At 32.0% G+C, this 21,562-nt stretch carries 19 protein-coding genes; all 19 read right to left on the bottom strand.

Translation table 11 applies throughout. The features are described from left to right. Position 1: 1 nt before the first annotated feature. Positions 2-475: a lasso peptide biosynthesis B2 protein gene (locus MKX37_RS17835; RefSeq protein ID WP_078422187.1), complete on the bottom strand. Its 474-nt coding sequence runs from the start codon at positions 473-475 to the stop codon at positions 2-4. Between the two features lie 36 nt (positions 476-511). After that, positions 512-820 (bottom strand): lasso peptide biosynthesis PqqD family chaperone, encoded by a 309-nt coding sequence (locus MKX37_RS17840; RefSeq protein ID WP_002128586.1) that lies wholly within the window; start codon positions 818-820, stop codon positions 512-514. Continuing rightward, positions 783-1,754 carry an aldolase gene (locus tag MKX37_RS17845; protein ID WP_002128587.1) on the bottom strand — a complete coding sequence of 324 codons (972 nt, stop codon included), beginning with the start codon at positions 1,752-1,754 and terminating at the stop codon, positions 783-785. The genes MKX37_RS17840 and MKX37_RS17845 overlap by 38 nt, the downstream gene beginning before the upstream one ends. A gap of 77 nt (positions 1,755-1,831) precedes the next feature. Continuing rightward, positions 1,832-1,957, bottom strand: a complete 126-nt coding sequence (locus MKX37_RS17850; protein ID WP_000712621.1) for a paeninodin family lasso peptide — start codon at positions 1,955-1,957, stop codon at positions 1,832-1,834. A 15-nt stretch (positions 1,958-1,972) separates the two neighbouring features. Further along, positions 1,973-3,910: a lasso peptide isopeptide bond-forming cyclase gene (locus MKX37_RS17855; RefSeq protein ID WP_002128588.1), complete on the bottom strand. Its 1,938-nt coding sequence runs from the start codon at positions 3,908-3,910 to the stop codon at positions 1,973-1,975. A 292-nt stretch (positions 3,911-4,202) separates the two neighbouring features. Then, a complete protein-coding gene (locus MKX37_RS17860; protein ID WP_078422188.1) occupies positions 4,203-5,366 on the bottom strand; it encodes an aminotransferase class I/II-fold pyridoxal phosphate-dependent enzyme in 1,164 nt (387 codons plus the stop codon). A gap of 30 nt (positions 5,367-5,396) precedes the next feature. Continuing rightward, positions 5,397-6,092, bottom strand: a complete 696-nt coding sequence (locus tag MKX37_RS17865; protein ID WP_002128593.1) for an HAD family hydrolase — start codon at positions 6,090-6,092, stop codon at positions 5,397-5,399. 1 nt (position 6,093) lies between these two features. Next, positions 6,094-7,071, bottom strand: coding sequence for an ATP-grasp domain-containing protein (locus MKX37_RS17870; RefSeq protein ID WP_033729827.1), 978 nt, complete (start codon positions 7,069-7,071; stop codon positions 6,094-6,096). Beyond that, the gene (locus MKX37_RS17875) at positions 7,058-7,663 is read right to left on the bottom strand and encodes a sugar transferase (RefSeq protein WP_002128595.1); all 606 of its coding nucleotides are present in this window, start codon (positions 7,661-7,663) and stop codon (positions 7,058-7,060) included. The genes MKX37_RS17870 and MKX37_RS17875 overlap by 14 nt, the downstream gene beginning before the upstream one ends. 616 nt (positions 7,664-8,279) lie before the next feature. Further along, the gene (locus MKX37_RS17880; RefSeq protein WP_002128596.1) at positions 8,280-10,514 is read right to left on the bottom strand and encodes a right-handed parallel beta-helix repeat-containing protein; all 2,235 of its coding nucleotides are present in this window, start codon (positions 10,512-10,514) and stop codon (positions 8,280-8,282) included. 334 nt (positions 10,515-10,848) lie between these two features. Continuing rightward, positions 10,849-12,408, bottom strand: coding sequence for a lipopolysaccharide biosynthesis protein (locus tag MKX37_RS17885; RefSeq protein ID WP_016120648.1), 1,560 nt, complete (start codon positions 12,406-12,408; stop codon positions 10,849-10,851). Between the two features lie 18 nt (positions 12,409-12,426). Beyond that, on the bottom strand, positions 12,427-13,695 hold the full coding sequence (locus MKX37_RS17890; protein WP_002128600.1) for a hypothetical protein: 1,269 nt from the start codon (positions 13,693-13,695) through the stop codon (positions 12,427-12,429). A gap of 43 nt (positions 13,696-13,738) precedes the next feature. Beyond that, positions 13,739-14,707, bottom strand: a complete 969-nt coding sequence (locus MKX37_RS17895; protein WP_002014459.1) for a polysaccharide pyruvyl transferase family protein — start codon at positions 14,705-14,707, stop codon at positions 13,739-13,741. Between the two features lie 63 nt (positions 14,708-14,770). Next, entirely contained in the window at positions 14,771-15,979 is a 1,209-nt protein-coding gene (locus MKX37_RS17900) for a glycosyltransferase (RefSeq protein ID WP_002014461.1), read from the bottom strand. Positions 15,980-16,098: 119 nt separating this feature from the next. Next, positions 16,099-17,271 carry a glycosyltransferase family 1 protein gene (locus MKX37_RS17905; protein ID WP_002128602.1) on the bottom strand — a complete coding sequence of 391 codons (1,173 nt, stop codon included), beginning with the start codon at positions 17,269-17,271 and terminating at the stop codon, positions 16,099-16,101. A 35-nt stretch (positions 17,272-17,306) separates the two neighbouring features. Continuing rightward, entirely contained in the window at positions 17,307-18,368 is a 1,062-nt protein-coding gene (locus MKX37_RS17910; protein WP_002014464.1) for an EpsG family protein, read from the bottom strand. Between the two features lie 35 nt (positions 18,369-18,403). Then, the gene (locus MKX37_RS17915; protein WP_016120651.1) at positions 18,404-19,297 is read right to left on the bottom strand and encodes a glycosyltransferase family 2 protein; all 894 of its coding nucleotides are present in this window, start codon (positions 19,295-19,297) and stop codon (positions 18,404-18,406) included. 5 nt (positions 19,298-19,302) lie between these two features. After that, complete coding sequence (locus MKX37_RS17920) at positions 19,303-20,412, bottom strand: glycosyltransferase family 1 protein (protein WP_078422189.1); 1,110 nt, start codon at positions 20,410-20,412, stop codon at positions 19,303-19,305. Continuing rightward, the gene (locus tag MKX37_RS17925) at positions 20,397-21,554 is read right to left on the bottom strand and encodes a glycosyltransferase family 4 protein (protein WP_078422190.1); all 1,158 of its coding nucleotides are present in this window, start codon (positions 21,552-21,554) and stop codon (positions 20,397-20,399) included. The genes MKX37_RS17920 and MKX37_RS17925 overlap by 16 nt, the downstream gene beginning before the upstream one ends. Positions 21,555-21,562: the final 8 nt, after the last annotated feature.

Here is a 21,562-nt window from a genome sequence, read left to right on the forward strand (position 1 = left end):
TTTATTCTCCTTTAGTAGTGTCCTCACTTAACCTCTTTGCAAATGATCCAACGACAGTAAATTTCTCCATTCCTTCTGATCCAGTAACATAAAAAGAACCGCTCCGTAACCATGCATGCGCAATTAATTCACCATGACTATCCTTAGCAGTTCCTAAATAAAGAGTACTCTCAATGTGACGTTTTTCGAGCATTTTCATCCCAGCTATAGCTTTAACGAGACATTGACTTTCCCAAAAAGTATAACGACTCATAATAGAAATTGCTTCGGACACCTTTTTTAGCGTATCTCCGTGCGGTTGAATATGAGTACTTGAGGTTTCACTCATGTAATCCCCTAAAGAAGGTGCAACTTTGGAAAATGTAATATTTTTTAGTACACGTGCCCATCCTAAAAAAATAAAAGCCTCTAAAAATAAGAGCTTTGTTTTCATGTTTAGTGATAAAAACATCCTTAACCTTTTCACAATATTTATTAATCCCTTCCTAACAGTTCTTTTGAAATTACGAATCTATCTATTAGGCTGATCTTTTATTTGAATTAACCCTTCTTGAAACAAACACTCTAAAAAGGAAAGAACTTGCTCTTCACAATCTTTTCGTTCAATATCATAGTTAGATACTAGCATAGTAACAAGCTGATTAATTATTATTGGCTTTTCAATAAGCTCCCATATTTCTCCGCCTATTTCACCTAAGTTATAGTAATTTCCTTTCTGGACATTTAACATAACTTTTTCTCCATCCATATCGCTTACTATATTACCCTTACTTTGGACAACGTTATGTTCTAATGATATTTTTCTCGAGTGGACAACCATCAACCATACTCCCTTTCTGTATAGTATTTAAAATAACTTCCACAAGCTCATGAGCTGTAAATCTTGAAGCCGGGCGGCTTACTTGAAATATTTCCATTCCACTTGCAATATTAGATGAAGTTTCAAAATGCCATTCCATCAATCCTAATTTAGAAATCAAAGAATTCCTAAAAGTATGGCGGTATAATTTATACAAGCGTGCGAGCCCTTCTATACGGGTCATCTCGATATCTTCTCCCTGCGTTTTTACTAATTCAATAACACCAGCAAGAGGTAATGGATCAGGAAAGAATTGAGAATTCACAGGAACAGCATACTTCGTTTCCCTTTCAAATAAAGGGCTAAATTGCGCTACTTCCATTCCTAACTCATTTATGCTCTCTTGCCATAATTTTTGTTGTGCGTAAGAAGGATGAACTATTGCAGTATTTTTATTCAAAAGAGACACAGCAACTACATCATCACTTAAAAGCTTATATCCTTTATTCAAAAAAGCCGAGGCTAACGTTGATTTTCCAGCTCCTGAATCACCAATTAATGCATATGCTTTCCCATCTATAGCAATTACACTCCCATGCAATGGGAGTATTTTACGTTGCATTAAAAGCGCCCCCATACAAGTTCCCAAAATATATAGTCGAATTTTATCTTCTTCTGCATTTGCCATAGGTGAAAAGGTGATTTTCTCACCTGATTGTATAGCGAATATTGCAGTTTGAGGAACATGAAACATAACTATATCATCCTCCACTACTATCGTTTTTTGCTTTTCTGCGCTATATTCACCCCACTGTTCTGACAAATCAGTTATTTCAACTTGAACATCCGCCATCTCTTTTTTTTCATTCAGCTGAGACAATTCAGGTAATGGGATTTCACTTACTATTTTTAACCCGAAGGCTTGATATAACACATTCCCCATAGAATCAAACATCCTATCCCCCCACATTGTCAATTTTTTGAAAGCTCTTATATAATAAAGCTATATAAGAGCTTTATTTTTCCAATGACTTAACTGTACTTCACTGGATCATCTGGGTCAGGTTGAACAGCATCTGGATATTTATGCCCAGGCCCCGCCATAGTCATATTAATATTAAGTACTTCTAATACAGGTTGTTTCCATTCCTTTTTCATACGTATCACCTCCTTTCACATTGCTTTTTTTATAAATCGATAGAAGATTAAGCTACGCATTAAAATTCTAAAATCTAAATCAAATGCATATTCTGGTCGAGGTTCTTTACAAATTTTTGAGATAGCTTTCTTAATTACCTCGACATTTAGAAATTCAGAAATTACTGGATCTACACTAAGTTCTTCAACTTCCTCAATAAATTCATTCCAAAAAGGAGCCATACGGTAAACACCATCTGCACCTTGAATACCTCGAACCCGTTGATTCAATCGTACTTTATCAGGAAGGAAATTCTTTGTGGCTCTCCGGATCAGGGCTCGATCCAAACCATTTTGAACATACTGTTCTTCTGGAACTGACAAACAAAATTGAATCAATCGTAAGTCATTTGTGGGATCACGATCCCATAAAGCATAACGTAATGATAATTTCGTTTCATACGTTCCATTTATGCTCCAATAATATGGTTTTTCAAACTGTTCTCTTTTCATGTCATATGCATTAGAGATAGAGGTGCCTGTTATATCGATGTCTTGTTCTCTGAGTCTGTCAAAAACATTCATTTCCCTTGCAAATTCCGGATTAATTATTGCGGAATTTGCATCTTGTTTCCCTGAAAAAAGTAACTGATGCAAAAATGGAAATGCCTTTCGTCTTACCACTTCAAAAACACGTGATTTTTTCACTCCTATATTTCTACTATATAAATGTAGTTCACGATAAAAACGAATCCAATGTAGCTTTTTCAATAACATTGCCTGGTAATCTAAAATAGGTCCCCACGATACTGTCCAATTACCTCTTTGACCACTAAGAAGTACTCCTATTCCATTCTGAGATGCTTTTTCATAAACTCCACTCAACCAAAAAGTATTCTCAAAAAATTTATATGGCATCTCCATTGTTTCCAGCCAATCATCAATTTCCGATAGTGGGCTTCTCTCCGGCAATTCTAAATAATAATCCTGTATATTCCCTACATGCTCGACAGTCGATTGAATAAATGGTCTTTCGTCAGCTATTCTACCTTTGTGTGTCCAATCTTCAAATCCTTCTACTGGAACATAACTGTACGTATGTAATTTTTTATTTTCAGCCCGTAAATCACTTGCAGCAAAACTAACGACAGAACCTGAGTCTAGCCCTCCGCTCAAATGAGCTCCTACTTGGTGATGTGTTCGTAAACGTGCCTTCACTGCACTTTGATACACCTCTCGAAACGCCTCTTCATACTCTTCATTTGATTTTAAATTAAGCATTTCCCCAACAGTTGGTGTATAGTATCGCGAAAACTTCACTTCGCCTTCCTTTACCAAAATAGTGTGTGCTGGAGGCACTTGTTCTATATATTTGTAAACTGTTAACTGTGGATCTACCGATTCGAAATTTACAGGTATAGCTAGAAATTCAGCAATCCACTGCTTATTCAATTTCTTCTCAACATATGGTAGAGAAAATAACGGATTTATAATAGTACAAAAAGTAAATTTTTCCTCACCACGATAAAAATAAAGTGTCCGACTTCCTGAAAAATCTCTGGCACCAAAAAGAATTTGTTTTTTCTCATCCCAAATCATAAAGGCAAAATCGCCTACCAAATATTTTGGAGCCGCTTCCCCCCATTTTTGATAAGAGAGTAAAATTAACTCGCTATCTGTCATGTTTTTTCTATCCGAATAATCCACTTGTAATTTTTCAAATAACTCATCACGATTATCAATAATAGCATCTGCTGTAATTGCCAGTTGCTTTTCATAATTATAAAAGGGTAATTGTTCACCAACTGACTCTGGTGTAATCCATTGTGCATGACATCCTAGAAAAGCATTTTCTTTGTGCCATATTTGAATATCATCGGCAGGATATTTGTATAAACGACTCATTACTTCTCTTCCGTGCTCAATTGATACAGGCTCATTAGTAAAGTGAATAATGCCAGCTATAGCGCTCATTTCTTCCTCCTAATATATGAAAAGTTACTACAAATACTATTTACATATTAAATTCGTTAAACATACCTCTTTATCATTCTTTTTAACGAACGAAATTATTTGTTTTATTACTTTCTCAATTACATGCTTAAATTTACTTTCAGACTAAGATATAGATATTAAAAGCCTATAATTATCCCTTTTTTATGTCAATTGAAACTGAATGTTCCCAAACAATCCCCTTTGGAATTCACTATAAAGAACAAATAGTGGTACATATACAAATCTAATTCCAATTTTACTTACTTTTCTTTTAATTCTTCCATTCTACTGCTTTTAAAATGCTTTGAATTACCCTTTGTTGATCTTCAGCTAACATATTAGATCCTGAAGGCAAACAAATTCCACTTTGAAATAAGGAATGCGACACATCTTCATTTTTACTATGCGGATAATACTTCTTCTCTTTAAAGAGCGACTGCATATGAAGTGGCTTCCACATAAGACGCGCTTCAATGTTCTCTTCTGCTAAAGTTCTCAATAATTTCCCAATAGAGATCCCAGATTCCTTTTCATCAATTGTCAGTGTAGTAAGCCAACGATTTGAGCGTGTATTTTCTAATTCAGGCATAAAATAAAATCCTGGCATGTGAGATAGCGCTTCATAATACCGTTTATATATACACCTTCTAGTCCTCACTCTATCTTCTAACACTTCTAATTGCCCTCTCCCAACACCAGCTAATATATTACTCATTCTATAATTGTAACCTATCTCACTATGCTCATAATGTGGAGCTGGATCCTTTGCTTGTGTCGCTAAAAACTTCGCTCTCTCTAATGCTTCTACATCATTAGAAACTAGCATTCCACCACCCGAAGTTGTAATAATTTTATTTCCATTAAATGAATAAACACCAAACCTACCAAATGTACCGCTTGCTTTTCCTTTATATGTAGAACCTAGAGATTCTGCTGCATCCTCGATTATAGGAACATCATATTGATTACAGAGCGAAAGAATTTCATCTAACTTAGCACTCTGACCATATAAATGAACAAGAATGACAGCTTTCGGTAATTCCCCTGCTTTATTAGCATCATATAATGCAAGCGCTAGCGCTTGCGGTGACATATTCCATGTTTCTGGTTCTGAGTCAATAAATACTGGTTCAGCTCCCAAATAAACAATCGGATTCGCACTCGCTACAAAAGTAAAACTTGAACAAAACACTGTATCTCCCTTTTGGACATCTAATAATCGCAAAGCTAAATGAATAGCAGCCGTACCTGAACTAACTGCAGCCCCACCTTTCACTCCTACAAAAGATGCAAGTTCTCTTTCAAATCCATCAACATTTGGGCCAAGAGGGGCAATCCAGTTTGTATCAAATGCATTTTGAATATATTTTTGTTCATTTCCACTCATGTGCGGTGAGGAAAGGTAAATTCGCTTTTTATGCTGAACTGTGTGCATGTAAACACATCCTTTATACATATTTAAATACTATGTATCTAAAAACATATGCTCTAATACAGATATATCAGATAATCTCCTTAAATTATCAATTGTATAATGTGCTTTATAAGCTTGCTCAACTATAAGATTATGATGAATTCCACCTTCTCTATTAATATGGATCGTTAACCATTTCAATTTCTTGGCTGTTATAAAATCCTTACTTAAATTATCTCCTATATAGACACATTGCTGATGAGGCACCTGTAGTTCCTTACTTATTTTTTCATAAGGAATTTGGCTCGGCTTCCAATATTCTTTTCCCAGCTCATCAGTGAGAATTATCGAATGAAATCTCTCTTTTAACTTTAATGCATTAATTTTCTTTTCTTGGGCAACTAAATATCCGTCTGAAATAAGTCCTATTTTAACGGTATTAACTAAATTATTTAGTACCCAATCCGCTTCATCCAACAATTGAATATCTGGTTTATGAAACCTATACTGTTCTATCAAATTACTAATCAATTTTTCATCGTAAGGAATGTTTAACTTTTCTAGTGTTTCATTAAACACGAACCTTCTTTCCCCCGAATCGAATAATTGAATTGCAATATTATAAAATCCGGTTTTCTTATACTTCTCTTTAATCCAATCATCCACTGCTTTAAAACCACTTACAACATAATCTTTCTCTTTATATAAAGTATCATCCATATCAAAAACAATTGCTTTAATCATCATCTTAAATACTCTCCATAAAAACCGCTTCATCATATCTAAGCATTGTTAAATTTTCTCTCCAATTAAAGTCCTTATCTATAAAGACTTCCCCCTGACACATTTTAATTGTCCAAAGTGGAAAATTCGCTCCTGCTTCTATTGATAGTGGTATTCCTCCTCCAAAACGAGGGTTTATTTCAATAAACGTAATTTGTCCATCCTCCTTTTTAAAACATTGTAAAGTAATACACCCAATAGGATTAGGAAGAGCTTTTATTACAGTTTCTGCTGCTTGGATGATATCAAAATCCTTCTTGGTTATACCTTTACTTACCTCACCTGCTCGTGTCTCTATACGCAATCTAGGAACGATTGTTTTTATATTCCCACAGAAATCTACCATGACATCTATAGTGTATTCTTCTCCTGAAACGTACTCTTGTATCATAGCGTTAGGTATATAATCCTTAAAAAATTCCAATTCCTTTTCATTCATTATTTTTGTTACACCTTTACTAGAACTGCCATCATAAGGTTTAATTAATAGTGGAAATTGATATTCTTTTCTTCCAATCTCTTCATCACTATATACTCTAGGTGTTGGTATATTATTAGATGCAAAAAAGTTATATGTGTATTTTTTGTTATTAGCAATCTTATTTAATTCCATACTAGAAACTAATACTTTTACACCAATACCTTCGAAAACCTTCGAATTATTAGCCATAAGGGTTAATTCTGTATCAATTAACGGAATTATTAGATTTATCATTTCAGATTTACATATTTTTAATAATTCATTTATATATCCCTCTTCATTTACACGCGGAACAATAAAATGCTTATCGCTAAAGTAAATGGTGGGAGCAGTTTCTTTTAAGTCTGCAGTAAAGATTTTTCCTTTGATTCCTTCTTGTTTAAGTACTTCCTTAAATTTTTTAATTAAGGTGACCCTCCTACCAGAGCTAGTAAACAAAATATTCATTTTATTCCCCCCCATGCTCGATTCCCCCCTTAAAAACTGGCATAGTCACATGCTTATTATTTGTTATCCCTTCCGACTTTAAAACCTTACTAAAAGTTAGATATAAAATTTTCAAATCTAAAAGAAAACTTTGATTCTCAACATACCATACATCTAATTTAAATTTCTCATCCCATGAGATACTATTTCTTCCATTAACTTGAGCCCATCCAGTGATTCCGGGTCTTACATTATGCCTTTTAGCTTGCTCTTTCGAATATAAAGGCATATATTCTATTAATAATGGGCGGGGGCCCACCAAACTTAATTGACCTTTTAGCACATTTATTAATTGTGGTAATTCGTCTAAACTATATTTTCTAAGAAATTTTCCAACTTTAGTTAATCTAGCGTGATCTTGTAACAGCTCCCCATTACGATCTCGCTCATTGGTCATCGTACGAAATTTATAAAGATAAAAAGGTTTTCCATGTAACCCTGGACGTTGTTGTCTAAATAAAATGGGTGATCCTATCTGAGTTTTAACTATAATTGCTACTAAAAGAATAACGAAAAAAAAGCAAATTAATAATAATAAAGAAATAAAGATATCAAACAGTCTCTTCATTACCAATCATTCCCCCATCTTAAATTATTACAAATGCTTTTCCAAAGTTAAATAATCTACAAAGTATTCATTACGGATTGAAATCAAGTATTCTTAAGTTGTAATTAAAGAATTGTATTCAATTTCTCTTTACTTATCACCTGCAAACATTTTCTATAGTACACAGCTTTAAAACTTAATAAGTAGAAGAAAGCAATACACATAGGTGCAAAATATATTTTTCCAAATGCTTATCCAAGAGACTATTACACACTGTAAAAATCTCAAAAAATATATTCACAAACACAGTTTTATAAACAACGCTTAGTAGTATATTAAAAAATCCATTTATTATTTAAAAATTCTCCTACACACTATTTTTTAGTATGCAGTTAACGTAATAATAAAAAGCTATTATGTTTATAAAAAACATAATAGCTTTTCTCTATTCTATAGTAGTAACTAAAAGTCAATAAACCTATTATCTATTAGGAATTAGACTATTTCGAATAATTACATTGGACAAAATCCTTCCATGTACCATTATATAATACTTTATGGACATATTTATTAAGAGCCACTCTACTTCATTTCTCATAATTTTTTGAAACTATTCAAATTTAATTATCACCATGCATTAATTTGGATCTATTACACCATTAACTATATTCCCTTGCAGAAATTCCCTCCCTGTAATTGTAATTTTCGCATTATTCAACACGTTGTTTTGAATTACTACTAGGGGTGTAATACTCGTTGTTCTATTATCTATCCCAACTTGCATCAAATTTGTGGAATTTATAATATTATTTTGAATTATCACTTGCTTACCAGTAAACGCTGCATCCAAAACAATAATAGCTCTCTGAAGAGTATCATTTGTAATTTTTATAGTATTTCCCCCTAACACTATTTCATCAGATACATTTTGAATATTCAAGACCGTACCATTTGGTTTTTCTATATGACAATCCATCATCTTGAATGCTTTGAGGTTATTCACTGTAAATAACGTGTTATTTCTATCTATACTAAAGAACTTGCAATCTTTTAATTCTAAAGTGCTTCCTGTACTTGTTATCCCCAAAAAGGTTACGTCCTTAAAAAAGCAATTTGTATATGTCCCTGCAACTAAGGTTGGGTTTTTAACATTATTAAATATAATATTTTCAAATATCCATCCTGATTTAACTGTTCCTACTGGTACATAATTTAAATACAAAACGTCTTGTCCTTCAAATATACAATTTGAGATAGTTTGCGGCTCATTTTTCATCTCTAATGTCCACTGATACAATGATGACAAGGAATTTAGTTTATCTGCATCGTTTATAAAGCGACAGGAATCAACTTTAACCGCATATGGAAAGGGGGTATCAATAATCATTTTACTATTAGAAAAAATATTATCTAATATATTAATAGGTCGATTTACATATACACCTTGAACATTTACTTGCGCTCCGTATACATAATTATTGGAAAAAATAACATCTCCTAACAAAGAGACCTTGGTTAATCGGATATTATTCCCTGTTACGATTACCCTATCTGCACCACCATTAATAGATAGCCCAACATAAGCATTTGAAATGGTATTCATAATAGAATTATTCGATATATAGATAAATTTCCCATTTACAACAATAATATTATAATTTTTATTATCATGAAAATTATTTCTTTCAATGTATATATATTGATTTAAATCATATCCATCTTCAATATCTAGTCCACTTTGTGGATTGGTACCTGCGATGTGATGAATATCATTATCTCGAATATATACATTCTTTGCCCCACATACACTAATCCCTTGTCTACGGCAATCATGTAAATTACATTTTTCTATATAAGTATATTGTGAAAAAGAAGGCACCCGAACATTTATTAAACAATTTGCAGGAGCAGGAACATTCCCTTGATGCAAAACAATTTTAGCATAACTTGCTCCATTAGGGACTTCTACTTCATCAAAGAATTGTACATTGGTTTTTGAAGATAAAAATATATTATTTGAAGTGTAAAAAATGACATCATAATAATCGCATTTTATTTCAGAACCCAATGCTCCAAATCCATTTCCATATAATCCAAAGTAACCATACTTTACAATAGCCACTTGGGTCATATCAATTTGCAAATTGGAACGTATCTTTGTTGTACTACTTACTAATGAACCATCTGTTGTATTAATTGCTCCCTGTTCAAATGAACTTGCTAATGCTGTAGGAAAAGGTGAAATCTGCCCAAAAGTACTGTTCAGTGTAATGGCATCTCCTGTACAATCTAAAATATCTAGATTATCTAAAGATACAAACCGTGTATTGTTCCCCCCATCAGCAGGTGGAGTAAAACTCCCCAATTCAATGCCGTACCCTGCCTCATGTGTTCCCCCACTAGAATAATCATGTGTATATCTATCTCCTTGGATAATACCATTTGTTATCCTAGAATATACTTGATTTCTACGAAAACTTATAATTGCATATCCAGTCAAATTATTTGTTTCCATTTTTAATGTTGAACCGTTTAGATTCAAAGTTAAATGACTTGGTGGTTCGATGGGTGTTTGTTTATCAATCAAATATATTCCTCTAGGTAACACAACTTCCGTATAACCTTGTTGAGCCGCCCAAACTAAAGCATTATTAATACCTTTGGAAGTATTGATAGCATCAGTCCCATCATTCTTAACATCCCATCTATCTAATTCTAATACATATATACTTGTAGAATTTGTAGCTTCAAATGATTTTGGAATCCATTTTAATTGCGTACTATCATAAGTTAAAATGTCATTATGAAAAGGAGGCTTGGACACCAAATCTAAATCATTCAAATTCCCAAGATTATCCCTTCTTCTCCACATCAATTCACACCTCTTTTTTGCTTTTCTACATCTTATGTTTCATAAGGTAAATTGATTGGATATAAGAGAAGTAACATCACTTTTTATTGTTTTTAGAGATCCATTATTTAGAAAGTCTTTTCACAATTCCTTTCTCCTTCCTAAATAGATCTATTCTTACTAGCTGTTTTTATTTCAATACCCTTTTATTTATACTATTTAAACTTACAATTTTATTAAAAAGACACTATGCTCTTTATACATAACTCCCCTACTATTATTTTCAGAACAACCTAAAATCTCTTCCGTAAATAAAGCATTCTTTACTGTGATATGGAAAAAATAAAATAATAATTTATGGATAATTATCATTCGAAACTTTCCGAGTTAATATTTTCGACTTTATTTTTTTTATTAATATTCGGGTTAAATTAAGGAAATATCTATACTCTTCCGCCTCTTTAAATACCATCCAAAAGATCAAATTCGGAATAATCAGGCACAAAATACTACGTATTACCATGTCCATAAATATATTTATGTGAAAAATATAACCAATAAAATCCGTTGCTATAACAGAAAATAATACAAGCACTACAAACAAAATATATCTAATAAAATATACTTTTACAGATTTTTTAAAAATCATTTTAAATATAATATAAGGATCATACCAAAAGTAAGTACATAATCTACTAATAACAGTCCCTAAAAGCACTCCTGCTATTCCTATTTGTTTCGCGAGAATTATAGAAACTACAATATTTATAATTGCCGCTATGATAGGTCTATACTTCCCTTTTTTAAATAAACCTGTGGTTTCTCTAAAAATTGTAGTTGTATTTTGCATTCCTGAAGTGAAAAAATTAAGTAATATGAAAAATAATACATACTTATTAAACACATATTCCTCACCTAACCAGAGTGTTATAAATGGATTTATCAAATTCCAAAGGCAAACTGTACAAAATCCATATATCCAAAAATTAAAAAAGTTAATTACACGAAAAATAAAATATTTTTTTTCTGCATTTTCTTTCACATTCAAATTTCCAACACTAGCAGTGATAGAATAAAACAAATAGCCTAATAAGGTATTTAATGTATTTAAGATCAACAAATAATTTGAATACACACCAACCCAAATAATTCCAATGAATTTCGATATAATTATATTATCTGTTGCATTAATTACTACACCACTAATTTTATATAGTAACAAGGAATACAAATTCTCAAAAAACTCTCGTCTGTCTGCCTTAGATAATTTCGCATTATTTTTTTCTTTTAAAAATGGATATAATTTATTTGCCTTATTTGCAATATATACATTCTCAATTACTTTCAATGTTAATTGAACTATCAGTACTACAATGTAATCACTAATAATTATTAATAAAACAATTTGTAATGCGTTAGATATAATTATGAACAAAGTGTGTATTTTAGAAATGATATAGTTACTTTGATCAGCAATAATAATAGATTGCTTATATACAAAATAATATGATGACACCGAACTTATTAAAAATAAAAGATAGATAATGTTAATGTCTTTAATCATAGTATCTGCATTCACTAAATAATCAAGAAATGGTAATAGAGATAACCCTAATAATAAAACTACTACTCCTATTAATCTGTATGCTTTTTGATATAAATTCATTAATGCCTGTATTTTATAGATATCCTTCTCAGCTAATGGCCTATATAAACTATAAATTATAGCTGTATCAAAGCCTAAATTAGCTAGGGAAAACATCAATAGTATACTTGTAAAAAGCCCATCCACACCTAAATATTCTATACCGAGTGTATAAATAAAAACAGTTCGAACAACAAATCCCATGCCAATACTAATTATTTGTCCAGACAAACCGAATAAAATATTTTTTAAGGAATTTTGTATTCTCATCGTAATACCTTCTATATTTTAGTTGTTTTGCGTACCCACTCTACTAAATTTGGCACTAATCTTCCTCTTTAAAATAGGGAAAAACTTTGTTATCCTGTATTTTAATAACGCTTTTCTTCGTTGCGCCTTGAAATCATAATCTAGAAACCAATTTAGTAAATTTTTATCTGTAATACAATCACAATTTTGTTTCATTCGCACTTGGATTAAATTCCAATACATTTCAATGAATGTATTAGTAAAAAACTTCACCTCACTATTTAAAGAAGTTTTAACGTACTGATAAAGATTACTTGGAATATTAAAACCATATTCACGAGGATCTCTCCCTTCAGCAATAATTCCCATAATTGTTCTTAAACATTTTTCACATTTACAACAATTTTCTTCATTTTTAAAACATACCCTGATATTAACAGGTTCTTTACTAGCTGAATAATGGTCCACAACAACTTTAATCTTTTCTTGCCTAGTAAGTTCGTATCCATCATGAAATACTGTTCCAGATGCATATTTTATTTCATTATCCACAGTTGGATCAGATGCACAAGTAACTTGATATAATGGAGAATTAGAGCTTGCAATGTATATACATTTTATCTTAAGTTTAAAAGCTATTGGAATAGCTGCAGATATTATCGCTAGACCATGATGCAATCCATGCCACCATGTATCGTTTAACTTTTCTCTAAAATCATGGTCAATGTTCCCTGCAATTATAAAGGTCCCATAGTTGGATTGTATAAAAATATTTTCTAGTCCATTATCCTTTACAAAATTTATGGCATTTTCTTTATCTGCCTCCCATACTTTACTACCCTCTATTTCATTTTCATGCCATCCATATTCAGTAACTAGCAAGGGGTTTTTATCTTTTATTCTTATAAATGTAGTAAGTGCATCTAATCCCCCACTAAATAAAGATGCCGCTTCAAATTCCGGAATGTAAACATTATCAATAATTTCTCCTACATCCACGGATCCTTTAAATTTCACACCAGGAAACATGTTTTGATATGCATTTTTTATATTATTTAAACAAATATAAAAAGATTTATCTAGTTCATTTATTACTATTGTTGAATTAGTAATCCATACAAGAGGAACTACATTTGCAACAAACGGAATAGCCAAAATACTTAAAGGGATATCAGATACATCATAGTTATATTCAAGAAACATATGATTACTTGTCTTAAAATACTTTTGTAAATCCCCCTTAATACTAAAAGAATAATCAACTCTATTATTTCTTACGACAATTTTATCGAGAATTATACTATTCATTTGAGCCTCCTAATAAATCGCCATTTTTATCAAAGTACATTTATTAATTAGAGAACTGTTTTAACCATTGATTTACTACATCAAAATTCACTTGAACATCCGTGATAAACTCTGAATTTATCATTTTTTCAAGATTATTTAAATCTTCCCTATCAATCAGATTTAAATTATACGTTTCGCCCATCCCCTTAGCTCTTTCATCTATGGAGATAATTATTGCACGTTTTTTATGACGCATAGCAAATATGCCGCCATGTAAACGTGTTCCAATATAATCGACGGCTGTATTTAGGATTTTTTCATACGCCTCTATAGTAGGAGGTATAATTTTTATGTCCTGTATACCCTCTAAAGTTTTTAAATATTCAAAATCATCAGCGTCTTGTATCCAAAAATAGACATTTTCATAACTTTTGTTAAGTGTATCTATCAATAATTGATCTTTTTCACGATTTTTAGAATGATGGGTTAGTGTAAAAACAACCGATTCCGATTTTCCACTTGGAATTCCCCTACAAAAATCATGCGTAAAAGACCACAAAGTTGCACAACCAGTATTTAGAGCTTTAAAGCCCATTTCTTCTAAAATTTTTTTTGTTCTTTCATCTCTAACACTATGTATATATTCATGTGATAAAACTTTTCTATATAACATTTTTGTATAGGGATTTATTTTATTCCCTTTTCCTGCACCAACTCCAACCAGAATACTCCCCTTTAAAGGACCATAATTAAATATATTAATATTCCACTGCGGAAAGTGCGTAAACATATCCATTGCTAGCAAATTCGAACCACCTACAAACTTATATTTCGCATCACTATAAATCTTTACCCTATTTGATTTTCTCGCTACTTGGTACCAATGAAAAGGTGAAACATGAGTAGGTAATGTTAAAACATATGCATTTTTAGTTATATCAGAAAGATGATGCTTTACACACTTCATTATTATATCGTCACCCTTGTTAAGAGAACCTACCGATGTATCTAATACTAAAACATTCTCCATAAAAATAATTCCCCCAAGTATCTTTTATAAATAGTAAAAGATTTTTTAGTTTTATAACTTAATCTATTCTAATTCAATTAACCTATATATCTTTTCCACTTCTATTTCATTACCATAATTTTTTTGACTTACATTATTAACAATTTCACTTCTGAATTCAACATCATCAATCATTTTTTTTATTCCTTCGACAATTCCCTTTATACCCATTGGACAAATATATCCATCTACCCCGTTCTCCAGCTGACTTTTGGCAGTTGAAAAATTAGTTATTAATACTGGTTTCTTAAGAATTTGCGCTTCCCGAACTGTTACTGCCTTCCCTTCGTATCTAGAAGGTTGTACATAAATATCACATGCTTTTATGTACGGGTACGGATTAATCTTCTTACCTAGTAAAACAAATTCATCTTGAAGTCCTAATTTATCTATCAACAATTTAAGTTCCGCTTCTTGAGGCCCATATCCAACTATGTACCACTCGATATCATACCCTTGATCTAATAGTTTTCTAAGCGCATATATAGCGTCATCAATTCCCTTAGCATGAGAAAGTCTAGCAACAGTAACTAACTTGATTCGCTCTCTATTTATTGGTATTTCCTGAGTAATATCTCCTTCATTAGATTGTTCGCGAACAAATTCAGAATCTATTATATTTTCTATCACTTGCACCTTTTTATTAATATAAGGCAGACTATTCAGGAATGTATCTCTACAACTTTCGGAAACCGCCACAATATCATCCATTTTCCTCCACATTTTACATTCCATTTCTTTGTTAAGTTGTATGTTCGAATAATCAGTATGAATCCACCCAATTTTTCTTTTCGCTCGAACTTTATCCCCTATAAAATAATGCGGCCATAAAAAACTTATCGCAACATCGTACTCTTCTCTCAACTTTGGAAGAAATGGAAGAGATATTCTCCATCCATATTGAATGACGAAGTATCCAGGTTCTTTACTATTTACATATCGCCCATGCATAACGCCCATAATTCTCCCTATTATCCTAGTAATCCCAATTGAGTAATGCCCTTCTTGTAATATCTGCTTAATTGATTTTCTAAAAGTAGTATATTGTTGCAATTCCTCTAATAAATTCGGCTCTTTAGGTAGTAAAGAGAAAAATCCACCTTCATGTTTAAATAACATTAAATCTATATCATACTTACTGTAATCAATTGTATTTAATAAACCAATCAAACTTCTTTCTACTCCACCAATTTCCATATCAAAAGATGTAATTAATATTCTTTTCTTTTTCATTATAGGATACCTCACAAAATCTATTATTGATTTCTCTTCCTCATTTTATATTTGTATTTTGCTGTTACGCTCAACAAATCTCCTTATACATCAGACATATAAAATGAAAATAAATTAGATTATCCTATTTCTTCCTTGCGCACAATTCCATATAACGATAGCCACTCGTAAATGTTATCGTTAATATCAAAGCCTAATTTCGATATATTGTTAATTATGAATTCCCTGTCAGGTCTTTCTTTTAACAAGGCTTTATAAATTTCTTTACACCATATTTCAATTTCTTCATCTAAGTCAACAAATGACATTATCCCTAACCCCATATCAGTATTATTAGGTAGCGTATCTGCTACAACACATGGTACACCTGCAGATTGCGCTTCTAAAGTTACAATACCAAACCCCTCAAACAAAGAAGGAAAAATAAAAACATCAAAACTCTTCATGAGTCGTGGAATATCCTTCCTAACCCCCAAAAATCTAATATTTTCAAAAATCCCTAATTGCTTTGCTTTTAATTCAATAGAAATCCTTAACGGGCCATCTCCTACTAAAATAGCAACAAAATTTGAATCTCGTTTTAAAATTTGCTTTAAAACTTTTAGGATAAAAATATGATTCTTTGACTCTGAAAAACTTCCTATATGTCCTATTAATTTTGTTGCATTCGGTATATTAAGTTCCCTTCTTACGCTGACACTACTCCCAGCGTCTATATCAGTAAATTGATTAATATCTATACCGTTTTTAATTAGTTCTATCCTCTCACTATGAAGCATCCTTTCGCCAAATAAAAAACGTGCTGCTTCAACGCTGCACGCACAATAATTAGTTCCAGCATATTTAATAATAGATTGCAAAACCTTTAGGATAACTCTTGCTTTTATTCCAGAGTCTTGTGGCCAATTATTACTATGCGAATGACAAATCCTCTTTTTTATACCAGCTATTTTTGCCGCTACAGCAACGAAACCACCTTGATAATCCGTATGTGCATGTACAACTTCATATTGATTATCCGACATAATTTTCACAAGTTCTTTAACATAGGAAAAAGGTCCTATTTGTCCTAAACTAGGTACCTTATATATTCTCCCACCTAATGCCATTATTTCATCTTCATAATCATTTTTCTCATTTCGATGAGATACAAAATCAAACTGAAGCTGCCTCTTATCTATTTTCCTATATATATTCATTAGTAACGTTTCAGCTCCCCCGCGATTCAGAGCGCTGACAATGTGTAAAACCTTCTTTTTATTTTTAGGTCTAAGCTTAGAATCTATCCCCATTTAACAATCCTCTCCCAGCATCTTGCACTTTATTATCAAAGTAGGTTACTCTTATAGATAATTCCCAGAGTAATTACATGTTCATATACAAAATAAATAAAATAGCACACTAGAACTGCATAATAAATCAACTTTTGATCTTTATCTGTAAATGACTTCACAACCCAAGAAATTAATATTAACTGATACAATCCAAAATATATGGAGAATCTAGCAAATATCCAATTTTGTGTTGAAATAATCATAAAAACAAGACCTAATATAGACATATTTACAATATAATCACTTTCAGGGAATAACGCCCTCATTTTATCTTTCCCAAGGTAAGCCAGTATAATTGGCACTATACTCACAGCAACCCTAAGTATATTGGCACCACCTTCATGAAATTCCTTATATTGACCATATTGAGTATTTCCAATTGCCGAAAATAAAACTTCCGAAAACTGATTAAAACCTATAACTACACATACTGCTAAAAAAAGAAGCAAATATGTCGTTCCTGACCAGGCTTTTTTTCTTACAAAAAAGTAGATTGGCATAAGAACTAATGCACTTGCATGAAATGTTGATGCGCATAATACAATTGCCATATATTTTTTCCATTTTCCTTCAAAAATATATTTTGTGGCAGCAAAAATAATTGCAGCGGCTAAATATTGCCTAATCCCATTCATTGATGTTAAATACATACCCGACGTAATATAAACATATAAACTCAATTCAATTAGTCTTGAATATTTATATAGTGTTGCTACAATGAGTACATTTGTTATCAATGCTGTAGTAAAAACCATTACTTGAGGATCATCCGCATATTTTTTCAAAACCATTTGAAAAATATTAAAGCCCATGTCTTTGTTAGTTTGAACATACTCCCAATTAAACTCCGTTATTTTATATGCATGCATATAAAAATAAGTATCCCCAATATTATTCCGAAGTCCCGCTACCAATACAAGTGATAGAGCCGCCATTAAAACCAATAATCTATTTGGCTTTATCAATGTAAAATTATTAGTTACAGGTATAGCAAAATACCTTGCAAAAAATGCGAGTATGAATACGATAAAAAGATTCATCCAAAGTATAGTCATTATTATGTCCTCTCATTTACTTACTAAGTAAATCCCTATATATTTACTTCCATTCTTGTTTTCATTGTAATGTAACTATAAAGAATAACTCCAAGTGGTAATGCGCAAATCGTAAGACCTTTGCATGGCGACTCTTGCATAAATCTTTTATTTTTCGCTATAAAACTACTAGATACATAATGTACAGCTTGCCTATACTTGAATACTCGATTAGTAAATGGCAATTTCATAAGTTCCTTGCGATAAAAAGCAAAACCTCTTGGATTTTTACGATATTGATTTAGCATATTCATTGATGAACCGTCAGGCATGTATTCAACATAGCAAAGAGGTTCGTTCATCAGTAACATCTCATACTGCTGATCTAACATATAATATTTATATGCTAACCCAACATATTTTTCATTTTTAAAAATTGGGTATGGATATTTCTTAGTCAATTCTGTGCGATAGACCAATTTTTTATCACCTGTGATACCATGTTTGTTGTAAAGATTAAACAACGTGGAATATTTAAGGTTTTCTGGTAACTTTGAGCCAATTATTTGCCCATTTGTATACAAATCCAATCCAATTATCCCACTAACTTCATCATTCCCATATCTACTCCAAAAAGAAAGGATTTTTTCTACAGCATCGTCTGGCATATAATCATCAGAATCAATACAAATATTTAACTCCGTATCAATCATTTCGTATGCTGTATTGTGAGCACCATGCATCCCTTGATTTTGTTGCCAATGATACATAATTTTTATATATTTTTCAGCAATCCAGCTATCCACCAATTCTTTTGTGTTATCACTAGATCCATCATCTATTATTAACCAAATAAAATTCTTACATGTTTGACGTTTTAAACTCTCATAACAATTTGTAAGACAATATGCTCTATTATAAGTAGGGGTGAAAATCGTTAAATTCTCCAAATTACTCACCTCGAAAGTACGGAATAATAGTCGTGAGTTAATTCTGCCGTATGTTTTATATCGTAGCCTTTCTCCAAAAATACTTGAGCTGGTATTTCCCTCGGAAAATTACTAATTTCTATATTTTTCATTTTTTCTATCCAAGCCATTTTATCTGCTAGAGGAACATGTTCAACTAGATTCATTCCCAAATCCACTTCTTTCGTAATAGCATCCGATATGATACAAGGTAAACCAACCCCTTGCGCCTCTACAAGTGTGACCGGTAATCCCTCATGAATAGACGGAAAAACAAATACATCAAATGCTTGAAGTATCCTTTCTATATCACTTCGTACCCCCAGAAACCTTATGTGATTCTCCATGTTCAAATCTTTCACCTTTTTTTCCATTTCCAAACGAAGCGGCCCTTCTCCAGCTAATAAAAGTATTGAATTTGGCCGAAATTGAGTTAACTGAGCAAATAAATCTATAAGATAGGTATGATTTTTTTGATAAGCGAATCTTCCGACATGACCTATAACAAAAGCTTCCTGTTCAATTTGTAATTCCTTTCTTACTTGTTTTCTTATTTCAGGACGGAACAAAAATCTATCACAATCAATTCCATTTTTTAAGATTTTGGCTGTATCAGCTTTATCTGCAAATAACCATCTCGCAGCTGCATTTGAGCATGCTAACAAATGCGTTGCACATGTACCTATAGATTTTCCTGCATACCATTTATAGATTTTTGCAGTAGCACCACCTTCACTACTAGTATTGTGACTATGCGCAATCCTAACTGGTACCCTTGCTTTTTTAGCTGAACGAAGTACAAATCCACTCATTTTATCCATGTGTGAATGTACAATTCTATATTCTTGATGAGAGGTGAAAAAATTATCCAGTGCTTTTATATATCCTCTATGTCCAACGTTTGTGATATATGGAATTCTATGAATTTCCCCGCCTAACTTTACTATTTCTTCATCAAACACTCCTTCTTTACATGTTAAAAAATCAAATTGAACTTTGGAACGATCTATATTGCGATATAAATTCATAATTAAAGTTTCCGCTCCGCCTCTATTCATATTTACGACTACATGTAATACTCTTAATGGAGTGCCCAATTTAAATCCTCCATTTCCCCCATAAATGTTGTATAAATTTCTTTTTTCTCTTTTAACACTTCATTTACTGAATATTGATTTTTAATAATAGTACATCCATACTGCCCCATCTGAGCTAATACTTTAGGATTTATAGAAATACCCTTTATCCTGTCAGCCATTGCTTTTATATCATCACGATCTACAATCCAACCATTTTTATTGTTAATAATCAATTCCCTATGTCCCCGGTTATCAGTAGCTACAACCGGAAGTCCACAAGCCATGGCTTCCATAATATTAACTGGCAAACCTTCCCTGTAACTAGATGCAACCGCAAGATCACACATCTGTAGTAAGGAAGCTATATCATTTCTGTAACCGAGAAAATGAACCATGTTAGTCACTCCTAGTTGAGTAGCTATTTTTTTGCACTCTTCCATTAACGGTCCTTCGCCAGCAAGCAAAAGCTTCGCATGTGGCATTTCATTTTTCAATTGTGCTAATACATGGATTAAAAAGCTTTGATTTTTATTCTTATTAAATTCAGCAGCAGAAAACATTAAAAAATCTTGTGGATTATAGCCAAATTGTAGTTTTAATTCTTGCTTTTCAGTTTCAGTTACAGGGGCAAATCGCTTTATATCTACCCCTACACCATGAACGAATTTAATATCTTTCGCTTGAAAACGATGTTTAACTGCTAAATTGTAATCTTCTTGATTAATTGTTATAAGACAATCCGTATTAGTTGCTAAACTTCTTTCAATTGGATAATATAGAAGCCAATTTATGAATGGTGCTCCTTTACAAAAATGAAATCCATGTGCTGTATATACGACTTTCGTTCCTTGCTGCCTGGCTTTCTGAGCAGCTAAACGAGCAATTACTCCTCCCATAGGCGTATGACAATGAATGATATGATATTTATTTTGATCAATAATTGATTTTAGTTTTTTATATGCGTGGATGTTTTGTATACTAAGAGGTGACCTTTGAATAGGAATATTATATTTTCGAGTTACGTACGGAAGATGTATATTCCCATTCGCTGCAACATGTACTTCCCATCCTTGTTCTGAAAACCATTTCAAATACGGTAAATGAAAAGCCTTAAAATGATAATCTACAGTTGCACAAAACAGAACTTTTTTAGACACCATCCCACGCA

Origin of the sequence: Bacillus sp. FSL R5-0709, from assembly GCF_038004785.1 — a bacterium.
In the GTDB taxonomy this organism is placed as follows: Bacteria; Bacillota; Bacilli; order Bacillales; family Bacillaceae_G; genus Bacillus_A; species Bacillus_A mycoides.

What these genes read in the sequence shown, in the direction of transcription:
- MKX37_RS17880 (WP_002128596.1), bottom strand. Translation starts at nt 10,514, where the DNA reads ATGTGGAGAAGAAGGGATAATCTTGGGAATTTGAATGATTTAGATTTG.
- MKX37_RS17925 (WP_078422190.1), bottom strand. Translation starts at nt 21,554, where the DNA reads ATGGTGTCTAAAAAAGTTCTGTTTTGTGCAACTGTAGATTATCATTTT.
- MKX37_RS17900 (WP_002014461.1), bottom strand. Translation starts at nt 15,979, where the DNA reads ATGAAAAAGAAAAGAATATTAATTACATCTTTTGATATGGAAATTGGT.
- MKX37_RS17885 (WP_016120648.1), bottom strand. Translation starts at nt 12,408, where the DNA reads ATGAGAATACAAAATTCCTTAAAAAATATTTTATTCGGTTTGTCTGGA.
- MKX37_RS17865 (WP_002128593.1), bottom strand. Translation starts at nt 6,092, where the DNA reads ATGATGATTAAAGCAATTGTTTTTGATATGGATGATACTTTATATAAA.
- MKX37_RS17890 (WP_002128600.1), bottom strand. Translation starts at nt 13,695, where the DNA reads ATGAATAGTATAATTCTCGATAAAATTGTCGTAAGAAATAATAGAGTT.
- MKX37_RS17860 (WP_078422188.1), bottom strand. Translation starts at nt 5,366, where the DNA reads ATGCACACAGTTCAGCATAAAAAGCGAATTTACCTTTCCTCACCGCAC.
- MKX37_RS17840 (WP_002128586.1), bottom strand. Translation starts at nt 820, where the DNA reads ATGGTTGTCCACTCGAGAAAAATATCATTAGAACATAACGTTGTCCAA.
- MKX37_RS17910 (WP_002014464.1), bottom strand. Translation starts at nt 18,368, where the DNA reads ATGACTATACTTTGGATGAATCTTTTTATCGTATTCATACTCGCATTT.
- MKX37_RS17895 (WP_002014459.1), bottom strand. Translation starts at nt 14,707, where the DNA reads ATGGAGAATGTTTTAGTATTAGATACATCGGTAGGTTCTCTTAACAAG.
- MKX37_RS17845 (WP_002128587.1), bottom strand. Translation starts at nt 1,754, where the DNA reads ATGTTTGATTCTATGGGGAATGTGTTATATCAAGCCTTCGGGTTAAAA.
- MKX37_RS17905 (WP_002128602.1), bottom strand. Translation starts at nt 17,271, where the DNA reads ATGGGGATAGATTCTAAGCTTAGACCTAAAAATAAAAAGAAGGTTTTA.
- MKX37_RS17855 (WP_002128588.1), bottom strand. Translation starts at nt 3,910, where the DNA reads ATGAGCGCTATAGCTGGCATTATTCACTTTACTAATGAGCCTGTATCA.
- MKX37_RS17875 (WP_002128595.1), bottom strand. Translation starts at nt 7,663, where the DNA reads ATGAAGAGACTGTTTGATATCTTTATTTCTTTATTATTATTAATTTGC.
- MKX37_RS17850 (WP_000712621.1), bottom strand. Translation starts at nt 1,957, where the DNA reads ATGAAAAAGGAATGGAAACAACCTGTATTAGAAGTACTTAATATTAAT.
- MKX37_RS17870 (WP_033729827.1), bottom strand. Translation starts at nt 7,071, where the DNA reads ATGGGGGGGAATAAAATGAATATTTTGTTTACTAGCTCTGGTAGGAGG.